This window comes from Wenyingzhuangia marina, assembly GCF_900130035.1.
Lineage (GTDB): Bacteria > Bacteroidota > Bacteroidia > Flavobacteriales > Flavobacteriaceae > Wenyingzhuangia > Wenyingzhuangia marina.
On sequence record NZ_FQXQ01000002.1, the window covers coordinates 388469 to 415016 of the forward strand.

Annotated in this window: 16 protein-coding genes; 14 read left to right on the forward strand and 2 right to left on the reverse strand. The window is 32.2% G+C overall.

What is annotated here, in order from left to right; translation table 11 throughout:
* Positions 1-10 precede the first annotated feature (10 nt).
* The 13 genes from BUB70_RS05695 (at position 11) to BUB70_RS05755 (ending at position 23989) form a co-directional block, all read left to right on the forward strand.
* Positions 11-976, forward strand: coding sequence for a glycoside hydrolase family 130 protein (locus BUB70_RS05695; protein WP_073119229.1), 966 nt, complete (start codon positions 11-13; stop codon positions 974-976).
* Positions 977-979: 3 nt separating this feature from the next.
* Positions 980-2050, forward strand: coding sequence for a carbohydrate-binding family 9-like protein (locus BUB70_RS05700; protein WP_073119231.1), 1071 nt, complete (start codon positions 980-982; stop codon positions 2048-2050).
* A 56-nt stretch (positions 2051-2106) separates the two neighbouring features.
* Positions 2107-3228, forward strand: a complete 1122-nt coding sequence (locus BUB70_RS05705) for a glycoside hydrolase family 18 protein (protein ID WP_073119234.1) — start codon at positions 2107-2109, stop codon at positions 3226-3228.
* 28 nt (positions 3229-3256) lie between these two features.
* Complete coding sequence (locus BUB70_RS05710; protein WP_073119237.1) at positions 3257-4357, forward strand: family 10 glycosylhydrolase; 1101 nt, start codon at positions 3257-3259, stop codon at positions 4355-4357.
* 37 nt (positions 4358-4394) lie between these two features.
* Positions 4395-5411 carry an isoaspartyl peptidase/L-asparaginase family protein gene (locus tag BUB70_RS05715; protein ID WP_084730195.1) on the forward strand — a complete coding sequence of 339 codons (1017 nt, stop codon included), beginning with the start codon at positions 4395-4397 and terminating at the stop codon, positions 5409-5411.
* A gap of 10 nt (positions 5412-5421) precedes the next feature.
* Positions 5422-8568, forward strand: coding sequence for a beta-galactosidase, LacZ type (locus BUB70_RS05720; RefSeq protein ID WP_073119239.1), 3147 nt, complete (start codon positions 5422-5424; stop codon positions 8566-8568).
* Position 8569: 1 nt separating this feature from the next.
* Positions 8570-10891: a glycoside hydrolase family 20 protein gene (locus BUB70_RS05725; protein ID WP_073119242.1), complete on the forward strand. Its 2322-nt coding sequence runs from the start codon at positions 8570-8572 to the stop codon at positions 10889-10891.
* A gap of 46 nt (positions 10892-10937) precedes the next feature.
* Positions 10938-12422 (forward strand): alpha-L-fucosidase, encoded by a 1485-nt coding sequence (locus tag BUB70_RS05730; protein WP_073119244.1) that lies wholly within the window; start codon positions 10938-10940, stop codon positions 12420-12422.
* A 64-nt stretch (positions 12423-12486) separates the two neighbouring features.
* Complete coding sequence (locus BUB70_RS05735; RefSeq protein WP_073119792.1) at positions 12487-14676, forward strand: GH92 family glycosyl hydrolase; 2190 nt, start codon at positions 12487-12489, stop codon at positions 14674-14676.
* Positions 14677-14689: 13 nt separating this feature from the next.
* On the forward strand, positions 14690-17335 hold the full coding sequence (locus tag BUB70_RS05740) for a glycoside hydrolase family 3 protein (RefSeq protein WP_073119246.1): 2646 nt from the start codon (positions 14690-14692) through the stop codon (positions 17333-17335).
* Positions 17336-17839: 504 nt separating this feature from the next.
* On the forward strand, positions 17840-20944 hold the full coding sequence (locus tag BUB70_RS05745) for a SusC/RagA family TonB-linked outer membrane protein (RefSeq protein ID WP_073119248.1): 3105 nt from the start codon (positions 17840-17842) through the stop codon (positions 20942-20944).
* A gap of 18 nt (positions 20945-20962) precedes the next feature.
* A complete protein-coding gene (locus BUB70_RS05750) occupies positions 20963-22549 on the forward strand; it encodes a SusD/RagB family nutrient-binding outer membrane lipoprotein (RefSeq protein WP_073119250.1) in 1587 nt (528 codons plus the stop codon).
* Positions 22550-22660: 111 nt separating this feature from the next.
* Positions 22661-23989, forward strand: a complete 1329-nt coding sequence (locus BUB70_RS05755) for a sugar MFS transporter (protein WP_188351950.1) — start codon at positions 22661-22663, stop codon at positions 23987-23989.
* Between the two features lie 102 nt (positions 23990-24091).
* Here the strand turns inward: BUB70_RS05755 and BUB70_RS05760 are convergent, their stop codons facing one another.
* Complete coding sequence (locus BUB70_RS05760; protein WP_073119253.1) at positions 24092-24601, reverse strand: flavodoxin; 510 nt, start codon at positions 24599-24601, stop codon at positions 24092-24094.
* 145 nt (positions 24602-24746) lie between these two features.
* Between BUB70_RS05760 and BUB70_RS05765 the strand changes: the two genes are divergently transcribed.
* On the forward strand, positions 24747-25748 hold the full coding sequence (locus BUB70_RS05765) for a DnaA ATPase domain-containing protein (RefSeq protein ID WP_073119255.1): 1002 nt from the start codon (positions 24747-24749) through the stop codon (positions 25746-25748).
* Here the strand turns inward: BUB70_RS05765 and BUB70_RS05770 are convergent, their stop codons facing one another.
* Positions 25749-26480 (reverse strand): helix-turn-helix transcriptional regulator, encoded by a 732-nt coding sequence (locus BUB70_RS05770; RefSeq protein ID WP_073119258.1) that lies wholly within the window; start codon positions 26478-26480, stop codon positions 25749-25751.
* Positions 26481-26548: the final 68 nt, after the last annotated feature.

The window sequence follows — 26548 nt, forward strand, 5'->3', positions numbered from 1 at the left end:
GAAATAAACCATGAAGAATATTCCTTGGCAAGACAAACCAGAAAACAGCAATGATGTTGTGTGGAGATATACAAATAACCCAATTATTGATAGATATGCAATTCCGTCATCAAACAGTATTTTTAACAGTGCTGTAGTTCCTTTCGGAGATGGATTTGCAGGGGTGTTTAGATGTGATAACAAAGCAGTACAAATGAACATTTTTGCTGGTTTTAGTAAAGATGGTATCAATTGGGACATTAACCACGAACCAATTGTAATGCAAGCTGGAAACACTGATATGATTGAATCTGACTACAAATATGATCCTCGTGTGGTTTTTATTGAAGATAGATATTGGATTACTTGGTGTAACGGATACAATGGTCCAACTATTGCTATTGGATACACTTTTGATTTTAAAGAATTTTTTCAATGCGAAAATGCTTATTTACCATTCAATAGAAACGGTGTATTATTCCCTCAAAAAATCAACGGAAAATATGCTATGCTAAGTAGACCTAGTGATAACGGTCATACTCCTTTTGGAGATATTTGGATTAGTTATAGTCCAGACATGAAATATTGGGGAGAGCATAGATTAGTGATGAAACCTACTCCTTTTGAAGATAGCGCTTGGCAATGTACCAAAATTGGTGCGGGTCCAATTCCTATTTTAACAGATGAAGGTTGGTTAATGTTATACCACGGTGTGATCAACACTTGTAACGGATTCCGTTATTCTATGGGAGCTGCTATTTTAGACACAGAACAACCAGACAAAGTAAAATACAGAACACAACCTTATTTGTTGGCTCCTGCCGAATTATATGAGCAAGTAGGTGATGTAGGAAATGTAGTATTCCCTTGTGCAGCTTTACATGATACTGAAGAAGACAAATTAGCCATTTATTACGGAGCTGCAGATACCGTTGTTTCCATGGCATTTGGTAAGCTAAGTGAGGTAGTTGAATTTACAAAGAAAAATAGTTTATAAAGTATGAAAGGTAGATTTACATTATTGTCCCTAGCCATGGTTTGCACTTCATTATATAGTTGTGCACAAACAGAGAACAAGGTCACTCCTAAGCAATTTATAGCCTACAAAACTTCGCAAGAAATGGTCATAGATGGTCAAGGAAATGAAGAAGCATGGAAAAAAGCCGAATGGTCTGATACTTTTATTGATATTGAAGGAATTAAAAAACCTAAATATGATACAAAGGTAAAAATGCTTTGGGATGATAAATACTACTACATTCTTGCAAAAATGGAAGAACCTCACGTTTGGGCAACTTTAAAACAACGTGATACCATTATTTTTTACAACAATGATTTTGAAGTTTTTATAGATCCAGATGGAGATACTCAAAATTATTATGAATTAGAAATCAATGCTTTAAATACGGCTTGGGATTTATTTATCAACAAGCCGTATAGAGAGCAAAATGTGGTGCTAAATGATTGGAATCTTACAGGATTAAAATCAGCGGTTACTATAGACGGAACTCTTAACAATCCTAAAGATATAGACAAAGGTTGGACGTTAGAAATAGCCATCCCATGGAAAGCATACAGAGCTTCTTATTTCCATAAGAATGTACCAAAAGATAATTTTTGGAAAGTTAACTTTTCAAGAGTTAATTGGCAGCATGATATTACCAATGGAAAATATACTCGTAAAAAAGATGTCAATGGTAAATTTCTTCCAGAATACAATTGGGTATGGTCTCCAATGGGCGTAATTAATATGCACGAACCAGAAAAATGGGGATATGTTTATTTTTCATCAAAAGAAGTGGGAACCAAAGATAATTTTGCTATTCCGCAAGACGATAAAGTAAAATGGGAATTATATACTTTGTACAGAGCACAAAAAAACTACTATAAAACACATCAAACATGGGCTAAAACCATGGATGATATTCTTAAAGATGAAGTACTTTTGGCAGGTCAAAAATTAAGCTTCCAATTAGAAAATCACACTAGTGGATATAACATCATCACTATCAGTCCTTTTTCTAAAAAAACATACATTATTAAGGAAGACGGTCAAGTTTTTGAGAAATAAAAATTAATAAAAAACGGTTAATTTTAGAAGCAAACCATTTAAATCATACATCACAAATGAAATCAATTTACATTTTATTAATTACGAGCCTATTTTTTGCTTGTTCTAGCTTAAAAAACAAGCAAAAAGAAAGCAAACAAGATCTTAAAGTAATTGGTTATGTAGCAGGTTATGAAGATTTTGATCCAATCAATATTGATGCTAAAAAATTAACGCACATCAACTACGCATTTGCCAATATAGTTGATGGAAATGTGGCTTTTGAATTGCCTACTGATAGTTTAAAAATTGTTCATACGCTAAACTTAAGAAAACAAAATCCTGATTTAAAAGTATTATTTTCTATTGGTGGTTGGGTCTGGTCAGATCAATTTTCAGATGTTGCAGCTTACCAAAATTCAAGAGTAAAATTTGCCAAAAGTGCTGTTAAACTAATGAAATCATATGGTTTTGATGGAATTGATATTGATTGGGAATTTCCTGGTCAACGCGAAGAAGACAACATATTTAGACCTATAGACAAAGATAATTTCACCTTACTTTTAAAAGAATTACGTAAGCAATTAGAAATTGAAGGAGACAAAAACAGCACTCACTATTTATTAACTATTGCTACTGGTGCCAACCAATTATATATAGATAATACCAACTTAAAAGAAGCACATCAATATTTAGACTTTATCAATGTTATGTGTTACGATTATTACAACGGATGGTTCCACCAAACAGGTCATCATGCAAACTTATACCCTTCTAAACACGAAAAATATGGAGGAAATAGTGGTCTTGAAGCCATTGAAAGACATCTAAAAGCTGGTGTGCCTGCTAACAAATTAATTATGGGAGTTCCTTTTTACGGAAGAAGATGGGAACAAGTAAATCCAGAAAACAACGGTTTGTACCAAACTGCAAAAACAGCCAATAGTATTGTTGCTAGATGGAAAATATTAGAAGAAATGAAATCTGGTAAATTCCAAGAATTCTATGATGAGTCTGCCAAAGCATCTTACTTATGGAATGCTCAAGATCGAATTTTTATTTCATGGGAAACCCCTAAAGAAATAGAAGCCAAGGTAAACTTTATAAAAAAACATCAACTAGGAGGTGCTATGTTTTGGGAATATAGTTTAGATAATCAACAAGAATTACTAAATCAACTTTATAAAAGCATTCATTAAAATATAATAATTCAATACCTACCCATACATGAAATATTTTAAACTACTTCTAATCAGTCTCTTTTTTGTTGCCTGTGCTCCAAACACAGAAAACACAAAATCAGAAGCAAAAATAAATGCCCCTACTTTTGAATTTGGAGTGTGGACGACAGCGAATCCAGAAAAAACAGATGAAGATTATACTGCTGAATTCAAAAAATATAAAGATGGTGGAATTGATGAAGTTTTAATTAATACCAATACAGACCCAGAATTATTAAAAAGATTGGTTCCACTTGCTAAAGAGCAAAGCTTAAAAGTTCATGCTTGGATCATGACCATGAATCGACCAGGAGATACTATTGCCTTACAACATCCTGATTGGTATATGGTCAGCAGAAGTGGTAAATCTTGTTTTGATGACAGACCTTATGTAGATTATTATCAATGGTTATCACCTAGTCACCCAGAAGCTCGTAAACATATTTATGGATTGCTAGAAGAATTAGCAAAAGTAGAAGGAGTAGAAAGTGTACACTTAGATTATATCCGTTATCCTGATGTTTATTTACCTGTAGGTTTACTGCCTAAATACAACTTAGAACAAAACACAGAATTACCAGATTATGACTTTGATTATTCTGATGCTAGCGTGAATACATTTATAAAAGAATTTGGAAAAGATCCTAGAAAAATGGAACATCCTGAAATTGATATGGAATGGAAAAACTTTCGTTTAAATCAAATTAAAAATGTAGTAGACCATGCCTATGAAATTGCTCATAAACACGGAAAAACATTAACAGCTGCGGTATTTCCTTATCCAGAAATGGCAGACCATATGGTTCGTCAACGTTGGGATAAATGGAATATTGATGAAGTCTACCCTATGATTTATCATAACTTTTACAACGAAGATATCAATTGGATTGGTTTTGCAACCAAACAAGGTGTTGAGGATTTAAAAGGAAGAAAAACCAAATTAAACACCGGAATTTATATTCCTGGAGTAAATTCTCAAGAAGACTTAAAAGAAAGTATTTTACTGGCTAAAAAAAGTGGAGCTAAAGGAGTTTCGTTCTTTGATGGAAATGCTTTAACCAAAGAAGATTTAAAAACGATAAAAGAAACTAAAGCTAGCTTACAGTAAAACTTAATAAAAAAATCATCATCATAAACATAACACTATGTCAAACAGAAGAGATTTCATCAAAAAAACCGCCTTAGGAACCATAGGATTAGGAACTGCTTTAGGAGCAAATGCTATGTTAAAATCTGAAAGTTCTAAAGAGAATATCATCAAAAAAAACAATAAAAAACCATTAATTATTTCCACTTGGAATCATGGTTTACCTGCCAATGAAGAAACTTGGAAACAACTAAAAAATGGAAAATCTACTTTAGATGCTATTGAAGCTGGAATGATGATTCCGGAAGGAGATCCTAAAGTGAGAAGTGTTGGTTATGGAGGATATCCAGACAGAGAAGGGCATGTTACCTTAGACGCTTGCATCATGGATCATAATAGTGATTGTGGTTCAGTATCTTTTTTAGAAGGAATCAAACATCCTATTTCTGTTGCCAAAAGAGTTTTACAAAACACCCCACACGTAATGCTGTCTGGTGAAGGAGCTTTACAATTTGCATTGGAACAAGGGTTTAAAAAAGAAAATTTATTAACTCCAGAATCTGAAAAAAATTGGAAAAACTGGTTAGAAGCATCAAAATACAAACCAGTCATCAACATAGAAAATCACGATACCATTAGTATGTTGGTCATTGACAATGATGGAAATATTTCTGGTGGTTGTACTACTAGTGGAGCCGCTTGGAAAATGCATGGTCGTGTTGGAGACTCCCCTATTATTGGAGCTGGATTGTTTTTAGATAATGAAGTAGGTGCTGCCGCAGCTACAGGTTTAGGTGAAGCGGTGATTAGAACTGCAGGAAGTGCTATGGTTGTTGAATTAATGAGACAAGGAAAAAGTCCAAACCAAGCGTGTAAAGAAATTGTAGAACGTATTTACAACAAACATAAAAACCATAGAGATATGGAATATTTACAAGTAGGATTTATTGCTGTAAATAAACAAGGTGAATACGGAGGATATAGCTTAAGGTCTGGATTTAACTATGCTGTTTACGATGAAAAAAACGGAAACAGAATGGAAGACTCTAAATTTAAAATGACTTGGGATAACTAATAACAAATTAATGAAAACCACCCCCTACATATTTTTATTATTCATACTTGCTTCACTTTCTAGTGTGGCTCAAGATTCTATTCCTTATTGGCAAAATCAAAATATTAATGAAGAAAATAGACTTCCTATGCATGCCTCTTATGAAGTTTACAACAACATAAAAGATGCTCAATTAGGTGATTGGAAACAGGCTAAAAACTATCTAAACCTGAATGGAATTTGGAAATTTAAATATGTAAATGCTCCCTCAGATATTCCACAAGGTTTTGAAAAATTAGATTACAATGATACTGCCTGGGATGATTTTAAAATTCCTGCCAATTGGGATGTGAATGGATATGGTTACCCTGTATACACCAATACCACTTATGATTTTGACAATATTATTACCGTAAATCCCCCTATAGTTCCAATAAGCTATAATCCTGTTGGAATCTATAGAAAAGAAATTACTATTGATGAAAGTTGGAAAAAACAAACCATTCTTTTACATGTTGGTGCTGCAAAATCTAACCTTACCGTTTGGGTTAATGGTAAATATGTTGGTTATGGTGAAGATAGTAAACTACCTCAAGAATACAATATTACTTCTTTTGTGAAACCAGGTAAAAACACTCTGGTTTTAAAGGTAATTAAATGGAATGATGGTTCTTATTTAGAATGTCAAGATTTTTGGAGAATGAGTGGAATTACCAGAGATACTTATTTATACGCTAGGAATCATACACACTTGGTTGATTTTGAAATCACACCCGATTTAGACAAAACCTATACCGATGGAACTTTAGAGATAAAAACAACTTTTTCTGGTATTAAAAAGAAAAACAAATATCAATTAGAAGTTCAATTAAAAAACAATGATGATTTCATCGCTTCTAAAAGTTTTAAAATTAATGACGAAACTTTAAATAATAGTCTTCAATTTAAGGTAAGTAATCCTAAAAAATGGACTGCCGAAACCCCTAATCTTTATCAAGTAAATTTTATTTTAAAAGATAAAAGAGATAGAGTTGTAGAGATCATTACTCAGAATGTTGGTTTTAGAAAAGTTGAAATTAAAAACGGACAATTGTTTGTAAATGGTAAAGCTATTTACATCAAAGGAGTCAATCGTCAAGAAACAGACCCTAACACTGGACAGACCATTTCTAGAGAAAAAATGGAGCAAGACATTAAACTTTTAAAAGAGTTTAATATGAACGCTGTAAGGATGTCTCATTACCCTAACGATGAATACTTTTATGAATTGTGTGATAAATATGGAATCTATTTGGTAGATGAAGCTAATTTAGAATCTCATGGAATGGGATACGAGTTTACCAAAACTTTAGGAAACAAACCTAATTGGGAAAAAGCACATTTACAAAGAATTCAGAGAATGGTAGAAAGAGACAAAAATCATCCTTCTATTATTATTTGGAGTATGGGAAATGAAGCCGGAAATGGTTATAATTTTTACAGAGCCTATTTATGGTTAAAAGATAGAGATCCATCAAGACCTATTCAATACGAAAGAGCTTCAACAGCTGGTTGGGAAGGTAAAAGTATGAAGTTCGATTGGAATTCTGATATTATTGATCCTCAATACAGTTCTCCAAAGGGAATGAAAGAATATATTGATTTTAATCCTAATAGAAAAAGACCTTATATTTTAAGTGAATATGCGCATGCGATGGGAAATTCTATGGGGAATTTTAAAGATTACTGGGATTTATTTAGACAAGTAGACAATTTCCAAGGTGGTTTTATTTGGGACATGATAGATCAGTCTATTTATAAAACTCACAAAGATGGTTCTAAAACATTTGCTTATGGAGGAGATTTTGGACCTAAAGATGTGCCAAGTGCCAATAACTTTCTAAACAATGGTGTTTTTAACCCAGAAAGACAACCAAATCCACATGCTTTTGAAGCCAAAAACGTGTTACAAAACATTTTAACCTCTTGGGCTGATAAAGAAACAAACACCATAAAGGTTTTTAATGAATTTTTCTTTAAAGACCTTAGTAACGCAAGCCTTCATTGGCAATTAATTTTAGATGGAAAACCAGATGTTTTTGGAGATATAAATGTGTTGAGTATTGAACCTCAACAATACAAAACTTACTCCTTGCCTATTTCTTTAAAAGGAAAAACATATCAAGAAGCTTTTGTAAATGTTAGTTACCATTTAAAAAACAAAGAGCCTTTTCTATCAAAAGGATATGAAATTGCCAAAGAACAACTTCATTTAAATGGAATTTGGAAAAATGTCCTTACGTTAAAATCTACATCGAAGTTAAACATTCATCAAACAAACGAGAAAATTACTTTTAAGGGAAAAGACATCAGCATTACTTTTAATAAAGAAACTGGTTTTATTGAAGAATACAAATACCATCAACAAAGCATTTTAAAAGAAGGAACTGCTATTCGTCCTAATTTCTGGAGAGCTCCAACAGACAATGACATGGGAGCTAGTTTTCAGAAAAATTTATTGCCTTGGAAACAAGCTACTGAAAATCCTACGTTAAAAAAGTTTAAGTACTACAGAACAAAAAACAATACTGTTATGGTAATAGCTGAATATGCTTTACCACAAGTTTCTGCAGATTTAAGCCTAAAATATGAAATTGACAACAATGGAGAAATCATCATTCATCAATCCTTAAAGATTGATAAAGAAGTTAAAACTCCAATGTTACCAAGATTTGGGATGGAAATGATATTACCTAAAAGTTTTGATCATGTTTCTTACTACGGAAGAGGACCTGTAGAAAATTACGTGGATAGAAAATATAATACACAGGTAGGTATTTACAACCAAACGGTTTCTGAGCAGTATTATCCATATATCCGTCCGCAAGAAACAGGAAATAAAACCGATGTTAGATGGCTTTCATTATACAACCAAAACATCAACTTAAAAATTACTTCTGATGATTTGTTTAGCATGACAGCTTTACACTATTTAACAAGTGATTTAGATGATGGATTACAAAAAGACCAAAGACATGCCTCTGACATAAGAGAACGAGAATTAACTAATCTTAAAATTGACAGTAAACAAATGGGACTTGGTGGTATTGATAGTTGGAGCGCTTGGCCTATGGAAAAATACTTGCTCAAAGCAAAAAATTATCAATATCAGTTTAAAATAACACCTACAAAAAAATAATATGAATCAGTATAAACAAATATTAGCCATAATATTATTGGTTACTTTTAGTGCTTGTACAAAGCCTAAAATTTTTACAGAAAGTGACATTCATATCACTCCAAAACCTGTATCATTAAAATTAGAAAAAGGAAACTTTAAATTTTCCAAGAACACACAATTTCATGTTACCACTACAGAACAAAAAGAAATTGCTAACATCTTAATAGATAAATTTAAAAAAGCAGCAGGTTTAAATCTTATTACAAACCCTAACACTCCTACAGAAAACTACATAACTTTTAAAACAAATAATAATTTAAAAAAGGAAGCATACGAATTGAATGTTACCGAAGACTATATTGAAATTATTGCAAGTGGAAGTGCTGGTTTTTTATATGGAATAGAAACTTTACGTCAATTATTGCCTGAAGAAATAGAGTCTTCAAAATTAAAAAGTACAACAGAATGGGTTATTCCAACATTAAAAATTAAAGATGAACCTCGTTTTCCACACAGAGGTTTGATGTTAGATTTGTCTCGTCACTTTTTTGGAAAAGACTATATCTTAGCAACTATAGATCGTTTGTCTATGCACAAAATGAATGTGTTGCATTTACATTTAGTAGATGATCAAGGGTGGAGAATTGAAATAAAAAAATATCCAAAACTTACTGAAGTGGGTGCTTGGAGAGTTGATCAAGAAGAGAAAGCTTGGAACTCAAGAGAAATTAATGATCCTAATGAAAAAGGAACTTATGGTGGTTTTTTAACTCAGGAAGAATTAAAGGAAATTGTGGCTTACGCTGCTACAAAAAATATAGAAGTAATTCCTGAAATAGAAATGCCAGCACACGTAAGTTCTGCCATTGCAGCTTATCCAGAACTTTCCTGTAAAGCAGAACCTATTGCTGTTCCTTCTGGTGGAGTTTGGCCAATAACCGATATTTATTGCCCAGGTAAAGAAACTACTTTTGAGTTTTTAGAAAATGTATTAACGGAAGTGATGGATATTTTCCCATCAAAATACATTCATATAGGTGGTGATGAAGCCACTAAAACCAACTGGAAAACTTGTCCACATTGTAAAAAAAGAATTCAATCTGAAGGCTTAGCTAATGTTGAAGAACTACAGAGTTACATGGTAAAAAGAATGGAAAAATTCATCAACTCTAAAGGAAAAAATCTAATTGGATGGGATGAAATTTTAGAAGGTGGATTGGCTCCAGAAGCAACTGTTATGAGCTGGAGAGGAACCAAAGGTGGTAAAGAAGCTGCTGAACAAGGACATGATGTAATTATGACTCCAGAATCTCACTGTTATTTAAACTTTTATCAAGGACCACAAAACGAAGAGCCAAAAGCTTTTAATGCTTATACTCCACTAAACAAAGTATATGAATTTGATCCTGTGGTAGAAGGAATGACTCCAAAAGAAGCGAAACATGTCTTAGGAGGACAGGCCAATTTATGGTCTGAATTTATTACCTCTGATGAATTATCAGAATACATGTTGTTTCCAAGATTATCTGCATTGGCAGAAACTTTATGGAGTCCTAAAGAAGCTAGAGATTGGTCTGATTTTTCTACAAGAATTCCTTATTTATTTAAACGTTTTGATTATTTAAACATCAACTACTCAAAAAGTGCTTATTTAATAACCGCAAAAAGTAGCGTAGATATCAATACAAAAAAAGTGTATTTAACTTTACAAAACGAATTCCCTAATCCAGACATTCGTTATGTATTAGGAAATCAAGATCTCGGTAAAAATGCTATCAGATACACAGATTCTATTCAAGTTGATGACACAACAGTATTAAAAGCATCTTTATTTAAAAACAATCAACCGGTTGGTAAAGTATTTGTAGATACTATAAAATTCCACAAAGCAGTAGGAAGTAATATTACTTTTAAAAAACCATTCAATAGTAATTATACAGGTAATGGACCACAAAGTTTGGTAAATATTATTAGAGGTAGTAAAAACTTTCACGATGGGCAATGGCAAGCTTGGTTGGTTGATGATATGGAGGCTATTATTGATTTAGGTGAAGAAAAAAACATTCAACAAGTAATTGTAGGAACTTTAGAAAGTCAAGGATCTGGAATTTACTATCCTACCGCTGTAAAAGTGATGATTTCTAAGGATGGTGAAAACTACAAAGAAGTTGGAAAAACAATTCGTGAATTTAATGCAAATCCTAATGTTGAATTATTAGACTTTAATATCAATTTTAAATCAACAAAAGCAAAATATGTAAAAGTAATTACAAATAACCTTAAAGAAACTCCAGAAGGAGGAAACACTTGGTTGTTTGTTGATGAAATATTAGTGAATTAATCAGAAAAGAAATAGTTAGTTATATATTAAATTAAAAACAGAAAACATGAAGAAAAGAATAGCGATGTTATCCATGCTTCTTTCGGCTCAATTATTTTCACAGGCCATTTATGAAGATGAAAGGTATGTGCCCGAAACAGATCCATTAGTTTTAGAAAAATTAGACGAATGGCAAGATCAAAAATTTGGTCTATTAATGCACTGGGGAACGTACAGTCAATGGGGAATTGTAGAATCTTGGTCTATTTGTCCAGAAGATTATGGATGGTGTGAACGTACTAAAGGAAGTGATCCTAGCAACTACAATCAATATGTAAAAGATTATGAAGATTTAAGAAAAACCTTTAACCCAACAAAATTTGATCCTACAAAATGGGCTAAAGCAGCCAAAGATGCTGGAATGAAATACATGGTTTTTACAACCAAACACCATGATGGTTTTAACATGTTTGATACTAAATATTCTGATTATAAAATAACAAGTCCAGAAGTACCATTTAGTAAAAACCCTAAAGCAAATATTACCAAAGAAGTTTTTGATGCTTTTAGAAAAGAAAATATGTGGATTGGAGCTTATTTTTCTAAACCTGACTGGCATAACAAAAACTACTGGGATCCTTACTTCCCTCCTTTTGATAGAAACGTAAACTACAATCCTGCTACTTATCCTGAAAAATGGCAGAAATATGTAGACTTTACACACAATCAAATTTTAGAATTATTAACAGATTATGGTAGTGTTGATATTTTATGGTTAGATGGTGGTTGGGTTGCTAAAACACCTAAAGAAGAAATTAAACAAGGATATGTTGCTAAGTTTAAAGAAAATGAATCTGAAAATGGATTCATCAAACACAGAGTGGTGAATCAAGACATTAAAATGGATGAACTGGTAGTAAAAGCTCGTAAAAAACAACCAGGATTAATTGTGGTTGATAGAGCTGTACACGGTAAAAATCAAAACTACTTAACTCCAGAAAACAGAGTTCCTGAAAAAACATTGCCTTACCCTTGGGAATCTTGTATTACCTCAGGTGGTGGATGGTCTTATACTCCAGATGCTAAATACTTATCAGGTAGAGAAGGAATTCATATGCTAATTGATGTAGTTGCTAAAGGAGGTAACTTGTTATTAAATGTAGCTCCAGGACCTGATGGAACTTGGCAACAAGGTGCTTATGATTTATTGGCTGATTATGGAGCTTGGTTAGATGTAAATGGAAGTGCTATTTACAACACAAAACCCATTGCTCCTTTTAAAGAAGACAATATTTGTATGACACAAAACAAAAAAGAAAATGTGTTCTTGTTTTACATGGCTAAAGAAGGTGAAAACACCATTCCGTCTGAAATCATTGTAAAATCAATCAATCCTAAAAAAGGAACAAAAATTACCCTATTAGGTTCTAAAATCAAGTTAAAGTGGGAAAAATTAGATGAAGGTTTTAAAGTAATCATTCCTGAAAAACTAAGAAACAATTTACCTTGTAAAGAAGCTTGGACTTTAAAAATTGATAAAATAATTAAATAATTTTATGCATTTAATTCACAAAACTAGAGTAGCCGTAAAATATTTTTCTATAGGAGTAGCACTTATGTGCTACTCTAGTTTTTACGCACAACAACCTGTTGACTATGTTAACCCAATGATTGGTACTTCCAATTTTGGGGCTACCTATCCTGGTCCAATTTCCCCAAGAGGTATGGCTAGTATTAGTCCTTTTAACGTTGCAGGACCTAAAAATTTACCTTTGGAAAAAGATAGTGGTTGGTTATCTACTCCTTATGTACACGAGAATACTTTTTTAACTGGATTTTCACAAGTAAATTTAAGTGGTGTTGGGTGTCCAGAATTAGGAGTGCTTTTATTAATGCCAACTACAGGAGAAGTAGAAACCAATCATTTAAAATATGGTTCTACCTATTCTAACGAAATATCAAAAGCTGGGTATTATAGCTCAACTATTGATAAATATAATGTAAAGGCTGAGTTTACCACAACCAAAAGAGTTGGAGTCAGTAAATTTACATTCCCTAAAGGAAAATCTAATCTACTTTTAAATCTTGGACTTGGACTTACAAATGAAGAAGGTGCCATGGTTAAAATTGTTTCTCCAACAGAAATTGAAGGAGTAAGAAGTGTAGGATCTTTTTGTTATTATAATCCAGAAGACGCATATCCTGTTTATTTTGTAGCTAAGTTTTCCAAACCTGCTGATGATTTTGGCGTGTGGAAAAAACCAGCAACTTACAAAGGAGTGGAAGCACAATGGATGGGCTATAACGGGAAAACTCGTATCATGAAAAACAATACCAAAATGGTTGTTGGAGATAGCATAGGAACTTATTTTTCTTATGATTTTAACAAACCAGAAACCGTTGAAGTTAAAATTGGAGTTTCTTATGTGAGTATAGAGAATGCTCGAGAAAATTTAGAAAAGGAAACTCAAAACAAATCATTTGATAAGGTTTACAAGCAAACAAAAAATGAGTGGAATCAATTACTTTCTAGAATTAAAGTTGAAGGAGGTTCAGAAGACGATAAAACCATTTTTTACACCGCTTTGTACCACACCTTAATTCATCCCAATACATTAAATGATTTTAATGGAGAATACCCTGAAATAAAAACAGGAAAAATTGGTAAAACTGACGGAACTCGTTATACCGTATTTTCTTTGTGGGATACCTACAGAAATTTACATCAGCTAATGTCTTTGGTATATCCTAAACAACAATCTAACATGGTTAAAAGTATTATTGACATGTCTGATGAAAACGGTTGGCTACCAAGATGGGAATTAAACTCTACTGAAACTTTTACCATGGTAGGAGATCCTGCCGGAATTGTAATTACAGACACTTACTTAAAAGGAATTAAAGATTTTGACATCAAAAAAGCTTATGCTGCTATGCTAAAAGGAGCTGATACAATTAAAGGAAATCCTTTACGTAACGGTCTTAAAAATTACATTGAAAAAGGATATGTAACAACTGATGAAAAGGGATCTGTATCTACCACTCAAGAATACAATGCTTCAGACTATGCCATTTCATTATTAGCAAAAGAACTTAGTCATCATAAAGATTATAAGCGTTTTAAAAAGAGAGCTATTTCTTACCGAAAATTATACGATAAAGATTTACAATTATTACACCCTAGAAATAATGATGGTTCTTTTTACGAGCCTTTTGATCCAAATGCAGGAGCTAATTTTGAAGAGAACATTGGTTTTATAGAAGGAAATGCATGGCAATATGCCTTTATGACTCCACATGACATCAAAGGATTGATAAAATTAATGGGTGGTAAAAAAGAGTTCACAAATCAATTACAAAAAGTTTTTGATGACAAACAATTTGACATGGCTAATGAACCAGACATCGCCTACCCTTACTTGTTTAACTACATCAAAGGAGAGGAATACAGAAGTCAAAAATTAGTACAACAATTGGTCAAAGAGTACTTTAAAAATACGCCTGATGGTTTACCTGGAAATGATGATACAGGTACTATGTCTGCTTGGTTAATTTACAGTATGATGGGCTTCTACCCTATTACACCAGGAGAACCAAACTATACCATTACCACGCCTATGTTTGATAAAATTACAATTGAGTTAAATTCAGAATATTATCAAAATAAAAAAATTGTTATTACAAAAGAAACCAACAATAACGATAACATCAAAAAAATTGAATTAAACGGAAAAGAATTCAAAGGTTACTTTATAACACACGACGAGTTAGTAAATGGACACACTTTAAAAGTGATTCAAAATTAAAACAACGAATAAAATGAAGAAGATAACAATTGCTTTAGTAGTTTTTCTTGGATTTTTAAATCAAGGATTTGCTCAAAAAAAATATCCATATCAAGACGCTACACTTCCAGTTGAAGAGCGTTTGACGGACTTATTAAGCAGAATGAGCTTAGAGGAAAAAGTACGTCAAATGGATATGTACAAAGGAGAATATTTTAAAGAAGATGAAAAATTCTCTAAAACCAAAGCTAAAAATAAAATTGGAGATCTTGGTGTCGGAGCTATTCACGACATCTACCCTCGTTCTGCCAAAATGATTAATGATTTACAAAAAAATGTAATCAAAAACAATCGTTGGGGAATTCCGGCATTGATTATGTGCGAAATGCTTCATGGTTATTTAGATGAAGGAAGTACTGCTTTTCCTATGAATATAGGTTTAGGAGCTACTTGGGACACTGAATTAATGGAAAAAGTTGGAGGTGTTATTGGTGCTGAAGCCAGAGCACATGGAGTCCATTTTGGATTAGGTCCTGTGTTAGGAATTGGTCGTGAACCCCGTTGGGGACGTGTGGCTGAAACTTTTGGAGAAGACACTTACTTAGCAGGAGAACTTGGACTATCTATGGTAAAAGGAATGCAAGGGGATACTTTAGCATCTGACAGATCTATTATTGCAGAACCTAAACATTTTGCCGTTCATAGTCAACCGCAAGCAGGAGGAAATTCATCACCTGTTTTGGTGGGAGAACGCACTGCTCGTCAAGATTTTTTACCATCATTTGAAAAAGTATTTACCAAAGGTGGCGCTCTAGGAACCATGTGTGCATATTCTGAATTGGATGGAATTCCGTGTGCTGCTAATCACTGGTTATTAACAGATGTTTTAAGAAAAGAATGGGGATTTAAAGGAATTGTAGTTTCCGATTTAGGAGCTATTAAATACATTCAAACTACTCACTACGCTGCAAGTTCTCCAAGAGAAAGTATCCGTCAAGCAGTTGCTGCTGGTGTTGATATGCAGTTTTACGATTTTACAAACGATTTTTGGCAAGAAACCATTGTTGATTTGGTAAAAGAAGGAGAACTACCTATGTCAGATATTGACCGTGCTGCAGGTGGAGTTTTAAGATTAAAATTTTTATTGGGATTGTTTGAAAACCCTTATACAGCTAAAAACTTAATCAAAGAAAGATTTCATTCAAAAGAAAATCAAGAAATTGTTTTAGAAGCAGGACGTAAATCTATTACTTTATTAAAAAATAAAAACAATTTATTACCATTAAGTAAAGACATCAAAACTATTGCTGTGATTGGTCCTAATGCCAATGCATCAAGATTAGGTGGATATTCTGTTAAAAACAAAGTAGCTACTACTGTTTTAGAAGGAATTAAAGAAGTTGCAGGAGAAAACACACAAGTTTTATATGAAGAAGGAGTTCCTTTAATTGTAAAGGGACAAATTATTCCATCAAAATACTTATTTACACCAGACGAATCTAAAAACGGATTAAAAGGAGAATATTTTAATAATAGAAAAGTAGAAGGAAAACCAGCCTTGACCCGTATTGATAATGAATTACAATTTGACTGGCCATGGAATCCAGGTGAAGGAGTTAATGATGATGATTTTTCTATTCGCTGGACAGGGTTTATTAAATCTGATACTTCTTTTGATGGTTGGATTGGATTGAGTTCTGATGATGGAATTAGAATGTGGATTGATGATCAATTAGTGATTGACAATTGGACGAAAGGAGCTACAAGTATTGTTACAACTCCTAAAAAAATTGAAGCTGGTAAAAAATACAAAGTCCGCATAGAAATGTGGGAAGGTGGTTGGGGAGCCAGAGCTCACCTAAGATGGAACTTAGAAAAAATTAACTTACAACCCGCTATTAACATTGCTAAAAAAGCAGATGTAGCAGTTGTTGTTTTAGGAGAATCTAGAGAATTGGTAGAAGAAAACAGAGATGTTGCTACTTTAGATTTACATGGAATGCAACAAGAATTAATAGAAGCTATTCAACAAACAGGAACGCCTGTAGTTTGTGTATTGTTAAATGGTCGTCCATTATCTGTTAACTGGATTAACGAAAACATTCCAGCAATTTTAGAGGGATGGTTCCCTGGAGAAGCTGGTGGTAAAGCAGTAGCAGATGTTCTTTTTGGTAATTACAACCCTGGGGGAAAAAATCCTATTACTTTTCCTAAATCTGTTGGACAATTACCTATTTATTACAATCAAAAACCATCTGCTATTCACAGATATGTAAGTGAAAGTGAAAATCCATTGTACACCTTTGGTTACGGATTAAGCTATACTACTTTTGAATATTCTAATCTTACAATAAGTGAAAATAAAATCAAAACAGATGGAAGTCTTAAAGTAGGTGTTGATGTTAAAAACACAGGAGATTATGATGGAGATGAAGTGGTACAATTATATATTAATGATATATACAGCAGTGTAACTACTCCACATAAAACACTTAAAGGATTTGAAAGAGTTTTTATTAAAAAAGGAGAAACCAAGCACATTAAATTTACTCTTAATCCAGAAGAATTAGCTATTTGGAACAGAGAAATGGTTCGTGTTGTAGAACCTGGAGAATTTGAAATAATGATTGGAGGAAATTCAACAGATTTATTAAAAACAAAATTTACAGTAGAAAAATAATAACTTTTTTAATATCTATAAAAAAACCAGAGAAACAGTCTTCTCTGGTTTTTTATTTTTATATACTTCTTTTTCATCATTCCATCTTCTTAAAGCAACAAGTATAAATACTTATTAATATACTTAAGTAAAGACTTTACTAAAAAGAAGCTTAAATGGGCTTAATAATTTATTAAAAGTATGTTTTTATTCTTTCCATCTAACAATACATCTACTACCTTAACATGAAACATGCGAATAAACACTTTTTTTTACAGTATATATCAGCTATTTTAAGGACTATTTAACATCTCTTAGCCCTTTGTTTTAAAGGACTTTACAGTTTTATTCTTTAAATATATTTTACTTTTGCATGATATATTTTACATAAAATGGACAAAAACAAACCAACATCATTTAAGAACTGTCATTGGTCGAAATTATGATAAAACAGAAGATAATGATTTATAGATTTAACATATAAATAACACATAAAAACATATTTATTAACTAAAAGACTAAATTATGATTCAGAAAGTACTTAGATTAGTGCTACTTGTTTTTTGCGTAACTAGCTTTCAAAATGCTAGTGCTCAAACTACAGTAACAGGAACAATTACGGATGGTGACCTTGATATGCCCCTACCAGCCGTAAGTATTGTCGTTAAAGGGACATCAAATGGAACTGCTTCAGATTTTGACGGAAATTATAGTATAACTATACCGAATGAATCAGCAGTTTTAGTATTTAAGTATATTGGATATACTACTCAAGAAATTCCTTATACTGGATCTAACATTATCAATGTTAAACTAAAGCCTAGTACGGAACAGTTAGATGAAGTTGTTGTAACGGCCTTAGGTATTAAAAGAGAGAAAAAAGCAATTACTTATTCTGCACAAAATGTTAGTGTAGATGAGTTATCAGAAGCAAGATCTCTAAACGTTGCCAACTCTTTATCAGGTAAAGTAGCTGGTTTAAACTTTTCTACAACATCAAACGGAGTTGGTAGTTCATCTAGAATTACTTTAAGAGGGAACAGGTCTCTTAATGGAAATAACCAACCTTTATATGTAGTAGACGGTGTGCCAATTAGTAATGGTACTACAGACAGAAACCCAGATATTGATACAGGAGGTACTTCACAGCCAGATGGTATTTCAAACTTAAATCCTGAAGATATTGCCTCTATGACAGTTTTAAAGGGACCTTCTGCTGCTGCTTTATATGGTACACGAGCAAGTAATGGTGTAATTGTTATTACAACTAAATCTGGTGCTGGAGCTCAAGGAACTAAAGTTTCTATTTCTTCTAACTTTATGGCTTCTTCTGCTATTGATTTATCAGATTTACAAAATGAGTACGGACAAGGTGCTCAAGGAGTCTACAACCCTATCTCTCAAAGTAGCTGGGGTGGTAAACTAGATGGTAGTCAAGTTTCTGCATGGCAATTGGTTAACAATCCGAATTATCAAGGACCTGCTACGACCAGTTATTCTGCTCAACCAAATAATGTAACAGATTTTTATCAAACAGGATACAACTTGGCAAACACAGTATCTGTAACTAGTGGATCTGAGAAAACACAAGCTTATTTTTCTTATACAAATACACTAGCTGAAGGTATTATAGGAGGGAATAAAATGAACAGAAACAATGTTAACTTAAGAATTACAAGTAAGTTTAATGATAAGTTTACTTTAGATACTAAAGCTAATTACATTACACAGAACATTGATAATTTAATGAGAACAGGTGAAGAATCAATAGGTACTTCATTATACTTATTACCTAGAAGTATTTCTCATAATTCTTACAGTGATTATGAATATATTGATGCTCAAGGTCAAAGAAGAGTAAATTATTATTTAGATGAAGTTGGTCAAGCTGGTGGTAACCCATACTGGTCTGCTTTACGTGATGATGATCGTGATGATGACAGAACTAGATTTATTGGATTTGCTTCTTTAAAATATCAATTAAATGATGACCTGAGTTTTCACTTTAGAACTGGTTTAGATCAGATGACAAATACTACTTTTAGAAACAGATACGCTACAAATCGTTTTAATAACGACCAAGGTTCATATAGCGAATACTACCAAACAGTTAGTGAATTAAATACAGATGTATTAGCTACATATAACAAAAAAATTGGAGATTTTTCTATAAATTTAAACGCGGGTGCTAATATTTTAAAACAAAAAAGTTCTTCATTAACATCTGGAGGAGTCTTAGGAAATAGAAACGGTTTCTTTTTATCAAACATTCAAAACCAAACACCTGTTTCTTCTTTATCAGAAAAACAAGTAAACTCAATATATGGTTTTACACAAATTGGATATAAAAATTATTTATTCTTAGATGCTACTGCTAGAAATGATTGGTCATCTGCACTGCCTGCTGACAACAGATCTTTCTTTTATCCTTCTATTGGTTTATCTGGTGTAATATCTGATATGATTGAAATGCCTGAACCTATTACTTATATTAAACTAAGAGCTTCTTATGCACAAGTTGGTAATGACACAAATCCATACCAAACAAGTCCTCAATTATCATATATAGGAGGAAATGGAGGTATGTTATATGGTCAATCTACCGCTGCAAATCCTGATTTAAAACCTGAAATTTCAAGTTCATCTGAATTTGGTGCAGATTTTAGATTCTTTCACAATCGCTTAGGATTAGATATTACTTATTTTGATTCTCAAACAAAAAATCAAATCTTTTACATTAATACCCCTCAATCTTCATCAAAAAGTAGAGCTGTAGTAAACGGAGGAAATATTCAAAACAAAGGTTTAGAAGTTGTGCTTACAGCTACCCCTATCGAAACAAAAGATTTTGCATGGGACATTACTGCTAACTATGCATCATACCAATCAGAAATTAAATCAATTTTTGAAAATAGAGATGAATTAGTTCTTGGGGCAGGAAGATTATTAAGAAGTAAAATTGTTAAAGGAGGTGAATATGGTGATTTATATATCAAAGGATTTGAAAGAAATGAAAATGGAGATATTTTAATAGACGGAAATACAGGTTTACCAATCGCTCAAGGTGATTTTGAAACTTTAGCTGGAAACTTTAATCCAGATTGGACAGGTGGTTTAAAAAACAACTTTCGTTACAAAAACTTTAACTTCAGCTTCTTAATTGACATGAGAATTGGTGGTGAAGTTATTTCTTACACACAAGCTAGACAAGCAGGATTAGGAGTTAATTCTATTACTCTTGCGGGAAGAGAAAACGGTTTTGTGGTAGATGGTGTTGTTGATAATGGTAATGGTAATTATACAGCAAATACCAAAACTGTAACAGCAGAACAATACTGGACTGCTATTGGACAAAGAACTCCAGTTGCGGAAGACTTTATATACGATGCAACTAATATTAGATTAAGAGAAGTTGTATTGGGATATTCAATGCCTAAAACAATCTTAAAAAAATCTCCTTTCACAAGTGTAAACGTTTCTTTTGTAGCACGTAACTTATTCTTTATTGTGAATAAAGCAAAATATTTTGATCCAGAACAAGGAGCTGGTACTGGTAACTTACAGGGTGTGGAATCTTTCAACCTTCCTTCTACTAGAGATTATGGAGTTAGTTTAAAATTTGGATTTTAATAAAAAAAAAAACTTATCATGAAAAAATATAATAAAATAAAATCAATAGCAGCCATGCTGATGATCTGTGCCTATACAACAAGTTGTACAGATAATTTTGATGAATTAAACACTAATAAAAATGCAATTACTGAAGATCAACTAGATGCTTCTTTAGCAGGACCTTCTTTTGCATCAGCCTTATACGCTGGTATTCATAATGGTTCTTATTCTTCCCCAGGAGTAGATGATCAAGGAACGTGGGGAATTGCAACAGGTATTTTATCCTCTCAGTTTGTACAGTATTTAAATACAGGTTTTAGTACTGATAGAAATGAATTAAGTGGTTGGTCTGATCGTGGATGGTTAAGATTCTATACGGTTGCAGTACCTGCCCTAAACAATGCTTTTAAAGCTAGTGAAGGAAACGCAGAAGCACTTGCTGTCCTTAAATTATGGAAAGTATTTATGTATAATCAAATGACCGATCATTACGGGCCTATTCCTTATACTGAAGCTGGAAATAATGCAGAAAAAGTAGCATACGATAGTCAAGAAGCTATTTATGAAGATTTCTTCAACTTGTTAGATGAAGCTGATGATGTTTTAAGTAATACATCTGAATCAACCGTAGGTCTGTTTGCAATTTCTGATAGAGTTTACAACGGAGATGTTGAAAAATGGAAAACTTTTGGAAATAGTTTAAGACTTAGATTAGCATTAAGAATTTCTGATGTTCAACCTGAAAAAGCAAAAACTCAAGCTGAGTTAGCTGTAGCAAATGGTGTTATGGAAAATAATGATGATAGTGCTACATTTAAAACTAGCAATATTACTCCTAACAACTTGAACATGATTGTAAATAGTTGGGGATATGTGATGACAGCTGGAATGGAAAGTATTTTAAAAGGATATAATGACCCTAGATTAGAGATTTGGTTCTCTAAAACAGAGGAAGAAGAAGAAACTGAAAGAGCTTTTCGAGGAATGCCAGCTGGAGGATTACAAGATCAATTTGGTACAATTCAATTCTCAAAATTTAATGATGATGTTTTAGGAAATGACTTTAGTGAAGAAAAACCTATTGAAATCTTAATGGCTTCAGAATGTTATTTAAATAGAGCTGAAGCAGCTTTAAATGGATGGAATGTGAACGGAACAGCTCAATCTCTATATGAAGAAGGGATCAGGTTATCTCTATCTCAATGGGGAGTTAACAATGCTTCTAAAATATCTGATTATATTGCAGAAACTTCTACTCCTGTGGCTCCAGATATTACAAATAACCCTGATTATGCTAACATAGGTTTAGAGACACCGCCTGTTAGTGTTCCTGTAGCCTGGGCTAACACAGAATCTGAACAACGTACACAAATTGCTGTTCAAAAATACTTAGCATTATTCCCTGAATCATGGGAGACTTGGGCTGATTTACGTAGAACAGATGAACAGATTATTTATCCATTATTAAATTCAGAAAACTTTGAAGTAGGAAAAGGATTAATGAAAAGAGTACTTTTTGTTACCAATGAAATTTCTACTAATGGAGAAGCTGTTGATGATGCTATCGATAAATTAGGAGGTCCTAACACAGGTGCAACAAAACTTTGGTGGGATAAAAATTAACATTTCCATGAGATGTTAATCATCATAAAAAAGAGGAGAGATTTTTAAATAAGTCTCTCCTCTTTTATTTATATTTCAAGTTGAATCTAAAACATCATAAATTTTATAGATATGCCTAATACAAAATCTTCAAAAATTCAAGAGAAAAACAGTACGCTAGTTCCTATTTTAATAATAGCTGGACTTTTTTTCATCTTTGGATTTGTAACCTGGATTAACGGAGCTTTGATTCCTTTTATGAAAGCGATTAATGAGTTAACATCATCTCAATCGCTTTTAGTTGCTTCTGCTTCATATATTTCTTTTGTGGTAATGGCCATTCCTGCTTCCTATATTTTAAATAAAATAGGGTATAAAAAAGGGATGTCTTTAGGTTTGTTTGTGATGGGAATTGGAGCCTTGGTTTTTATTCCTGCTGCAGAAGCAAGAACTTACTGGATGTTTTTAACTGGAATTTTTATTCAAGGAGCTGGAATGACTTTACTTCAAACAGCCTCAAACCCATATATTACTATCCTAGGACCTATTGATAGCGCTGCAAAACGTATTGCTATTATGGGAATAGCCAATAAAGTAGCTGGAGCCTTAGGTTCTATTATTTTTGGAGCTTTATTATTATCAGGAATAGATGAAATACAAGAAAAGCTAAAAACTGTTTCTATAACTGAAAAAACAGAATTGCTAAACACCATGGCTGATAGCGTGGTGACTCCATATATTGTTATGGCTATTGTATTGTTTGTCCTTGGGGTTTTAATTAGAAAAGCTCCTTTACCAAATGTTGAAGCAGAACCAATAGAAGAATCTAAAGATGGAACTACAAGTAAAACTAGTATTTTTCAATTTCCTCATTTATGGTTAGGCGTGCTAACCTTATTTATGTATGTAGGTGTAGAAGTTATTGCTGGTGATACCATTATAGCTTATGGTATTTCTTTAGGAATTCCTGCTACTGATGCTAAATTCTTCACAACATTTACACTAATGGCTATGGTAGCTACTTATGCTTTGGGAGTAATACTAATTCCTAAAATTATAAGTCAAACCACCGCATTAAAAATAAGTGCCCTATTAGGAATTATCTTCTCTTTATGTATTGTTTTTACCTCAGGAATGGTATCTGTACTATTTGTTGCTGCATTAGGGATAGCAAATGCTTTGGTTTGGCCAGCAGTTTGGCCTTTAACACTAAACGGACTAGGTAAATTTACCAAAACAGCCTCTGCCCTATTAATTATGGCTATTTCAGGGGGAGCTATTATTCCGCCTCTTTACGGAAAATTAGTTGATAGTAACAAGGTAACATACCTTGCACAAGGAATGAATGATGCTTTGGCAACGGCTACAGCTTCTACAAAAGGATATTGGATTCTATTACCTTGTTATATCATCATTTTATATTATGCTATGGCGGGACATAAGTTAGGGTTGAAAAAATAAACTAAATTATATATAATTAAAACCTATCACTTTTGGTGATAGGTTTTTCCAAAAAATAATACCTGATTAATCAAGTACGTATTAACAAATAAACAAATTATTTTATATTGCTTGTTTTACTAAATCTAACCAGCTATTTATTCTTCCCTCATTTAAATCTGACTCGTTATCATTATCTAAAGCTAGACCATAAAAATATTCTTCGTCATTAGGAATAATTGCTTTTGAGTCTGTGTGTCTATATCCTTCAACAGGCCATTTAGCAATCACTTCTCCTCCATTTTGGATAATTACTTCCGCTAAAATTCCAACGCCATCAATAAAATATTCTGCATAACCAATTTGATCTCCTAAACCATAAATAGCTACTTTTTTACCTGTAAAATCAATGGTTTTAAAATCATCAAAAAAAGTTTCCCAATCACTTTGTAAATCTCCATCGTACCAAGTGGATAAACCTAAAATAATAGTATCATATTCTTGAAAGTCTGCTGTATTAGCTTCTGATATTTCTTTAACAACAATATTATCAAAAGCGTCTACAATTTCATGTGTTAACTCTTCTGTTATTCCGGTGTCTGACCCAAAAAACAATCCTATTTTCTTTTTCATTTATAATTATTCTTAAATTAAATCATTTCAAATCTAATAATTATTTTTATCAATTCTAAATAAAAACAATATTTAATTTAAAAACAAAGCTTAATTTAGCAAGTAGAAAATTTAATTAAACATCTTTTTATCAACATTTAAAAACATGAAACATGTTAATATTAAAATCTTTTTAAAACAACTTATTTTTATTGATTTATTAGGAAAGGATTCTCAAAGGGGTGTTAGTTTAACTTATGCTTGGTTAGCAAATCAACTAGGTCATTTTAGTTTAGGTTTTTTTCCTACAATAGTATTTAGTCTTATTTTTAAAAAATTTGAAACACCAATATATTATAGTATTTATGTAATCATATTTTGGATATTATTTGAATCTCTAAACCTTACAATTCCCATCATTATTAAACAAAAAAACTGTTATTTTAAACCTGATTGGAAACATTTAATATTTGACACTATTACTGATCTTTTCTATTTTGGTTTAGGAGCTTTGGCTGCTGCTTATTTATTAACCATGAATAAAATCATTGGTTTTTTAACCCTAGCAATATTGCTCTTGTTGTTATATCCATTTATTTACTGGTATACACTTAGAATTTATCAGCAATATGCATTTTTTCCTTTTCAATTTAGATTGTCTCAGTGGATTGGTACTATTGATGAGATGGAAAAAAACATCATTTTAAATTATATCAGTAAAAAAACTAAAACACAGCAAAACCATTTACTTATTTTCGGAAATGTAAATGAAGGAAAAACAAATTTAGGAGTGGCCATAGCTAATGAATTGGCTCTTAAAAAACAAAGATGTATTTACATAACTGCTACCAAACTTTATAGTTTGTTCTATAAAAATCATGATAATAAAGATTTATTATGGAACTGGGAAAATTGCGATTACTTAGTTATAGATGACATAAATCCTGACAACCTTAAACACAATAAACTAATTACTCCTAATGAGTTTTTATCTTATGTAGATAAGTTTACACATGAAAACTCAGACAATAGAAACACCCTAAAAAACAAAAATGTTATTTGGATTTTAGGGACCAATGAAACCAAACAAAGAGAGGAATGGCATACTATATTAGAAACCATAGGTGTTACTAAAACTGATATTTTCTGTGTAAATTTATCGGATTAATTAAAGAATATTATTCTCGTAAGCAAAACTAACCAAATGGGGTAAGCTTTTTACATTAAACCTTTTATACATAGGAATAATTCGCTTTTCAATAGCTGATTGAGATACATTTAATTCGTCTGCAATTTCTTTAAATGCATAACCTTTTGCGGCCAAACTTAAAGCTTCTTTTTCTTTTCTAGAAATAGCATAATGCTGAAACAATTCTTTATTCAAAGCAGCTTCAAAATCTTTTACATTAGGACCGTAAGCAGCATATTGCATAATATCTCCTAATTTTAATGTTTTAATTACATGAGATATTCCAATAATTTCTTCTATCTGTCCATTACATGCTTTGTGAACCGCTACTCTAGAAAACAATGGAACTACATGTCCTTTTTTATGAAACTTTTCTAATTCTAAAGTAAAACTATATTCCTCCAAATCTTCATCTATTTTGTTGAGAAACATCATGGCTTTATCATTCAATTCGCTTGAAAATTTTAAAAACCTTGGTGTGGTTATACTCACAATAGTCATCATGGTTATTTCATCGTCTTTATATCCCAAAACATCTTCCCAACCTGCCGCATAAACCATTCTATTCTCCTTAAAAGAATATACATAAACGGCTTGATCTTTAAAGTTTGGTAATGTGTTTCTGTAATATTCATACGACTTATGAGTGTCATCCAAAGGTACATCTGTAATTAACCCTTTTGAATATTCTCCAATTTTCTGATTCTTCATTTTTTTTAACTTAACAAAAACTGCGTTTTTACACAGTTGACAATTCATTATATGAATTGTAATTTCGC

Excerpts from the sequence above, each read along its gene's own strand:
- BUB70_RS05695 (WP_073119229.1), top strand. The coding sequence starts at position 11 with ATGAAGAATATTCCTTGGCAAGACAAACCAGAAAACAGCAATGATGTT.
- BUB70_RS05700 (WP_073119231.1), top strand. The coding sequence starts at position 980 with ATGAAAGGTAGATTTACATTATTGTCCCTAGCCATGGTTTGCACTTCA.
- BUB70_RS05705 (WP_073119234.1), top strand. The coding sequence starts at position 2,107 with ATGAAATCAATTTACATTTTATTAATTACGAGCCTATTTTTTGCTTGT.
- BUB70_RS05710 (WP_073119237.1), top strand. The coding sequence starts at position 3,257 with ATGAAATATTTTAAACTACTTCTAATCAGTCTCTTTTTTGTTGCCTGT.
- BUB70_RS05715 (WP_084730195.1), top strand. The coding sequence starts at position 4,395 with ATGTCAAACAGAAGAGATTTCATCAAAAAAACCGCCTTAGGAACCATA.
- BUB70_RS05720 (WP_073119239.1), top strand. The coding sequence starts at position 5,422 with ATGAAAACCACCCCCTACATATTTTTATTATTCATACTTGCTTCACTT.
- BUB70_RS05725 (WP_073119242.1), top strand. The coding sequence starts at position 8,570 with ATGAATCAGTATAAACAAATATTAGCCATAATATTATTGGTTACTTTT.
- BUB70_RS05730 (WP_073119244.1), top strand. The coding sequence starts at position 10,938 with ATGAAGAAAAGAATAGCGATGTTATCCATGCTTCTTTCGGCTCAATTA.
- BUB70_RS05735 (WP_073119792.1), top strand. The coding sequence starts at position 12,487 with ATGTGCTACTCTAGTTTTTACGCACAACAACCTGTTGACTATGTTAAC.
- BUB70_RS05740 (WP_073119246.1), top strand. The coding sequence starts at position 14,690 with ATGAAGAAGATAACAATTGCTTTAGTAGTTTTTCTTGGATTTTTAAAT.
- BUB70_RS05745 (WP_073119248.1), top strand. The coding sequence starts at position 17,840 with ATGATTCAGAAAGTACTTAGATTAGTGCTACTTGTTTTTTGCGTAACT.
- BUB70_RS05750 (WP_073119250.1), top strand. The coding sequence starts at position 20,963 with ATGAAAAAATATAATAAAATAAAATCAATAGCAGCCATGCTGATGATC.
- BUB70_RS05755 (WP_188351950.1), top strand. The coding sequence starts at position 22,661 with ATGCCTAATACAAAATCTTCAAAAATTCAAGAGAAAAACAGTACGCTA.
- BUB70_RS05760 (WP_073119253.1), bottom strand. The coding sequence starts at position 24,601 with ATGAAAAAGAAAATAGGATTGTTTTTTGGGTCAGACACCGGAATAACA.
- BUB70_RS05765 (WP_073119255.1), top strand. The coding sequence starts at position 24,747 with ATGAAACATGTTAATATTAAAATCTTTTTAAAACAACTTATTTTTATT.
- BUB70_RS05770 (WP_073119258.1), bottom strand. The coding sequence starts at position 26,480 with ATGAAGAATCAGAAAATTGGAGAATATTCAAAAGGGTTAATTACAGAT.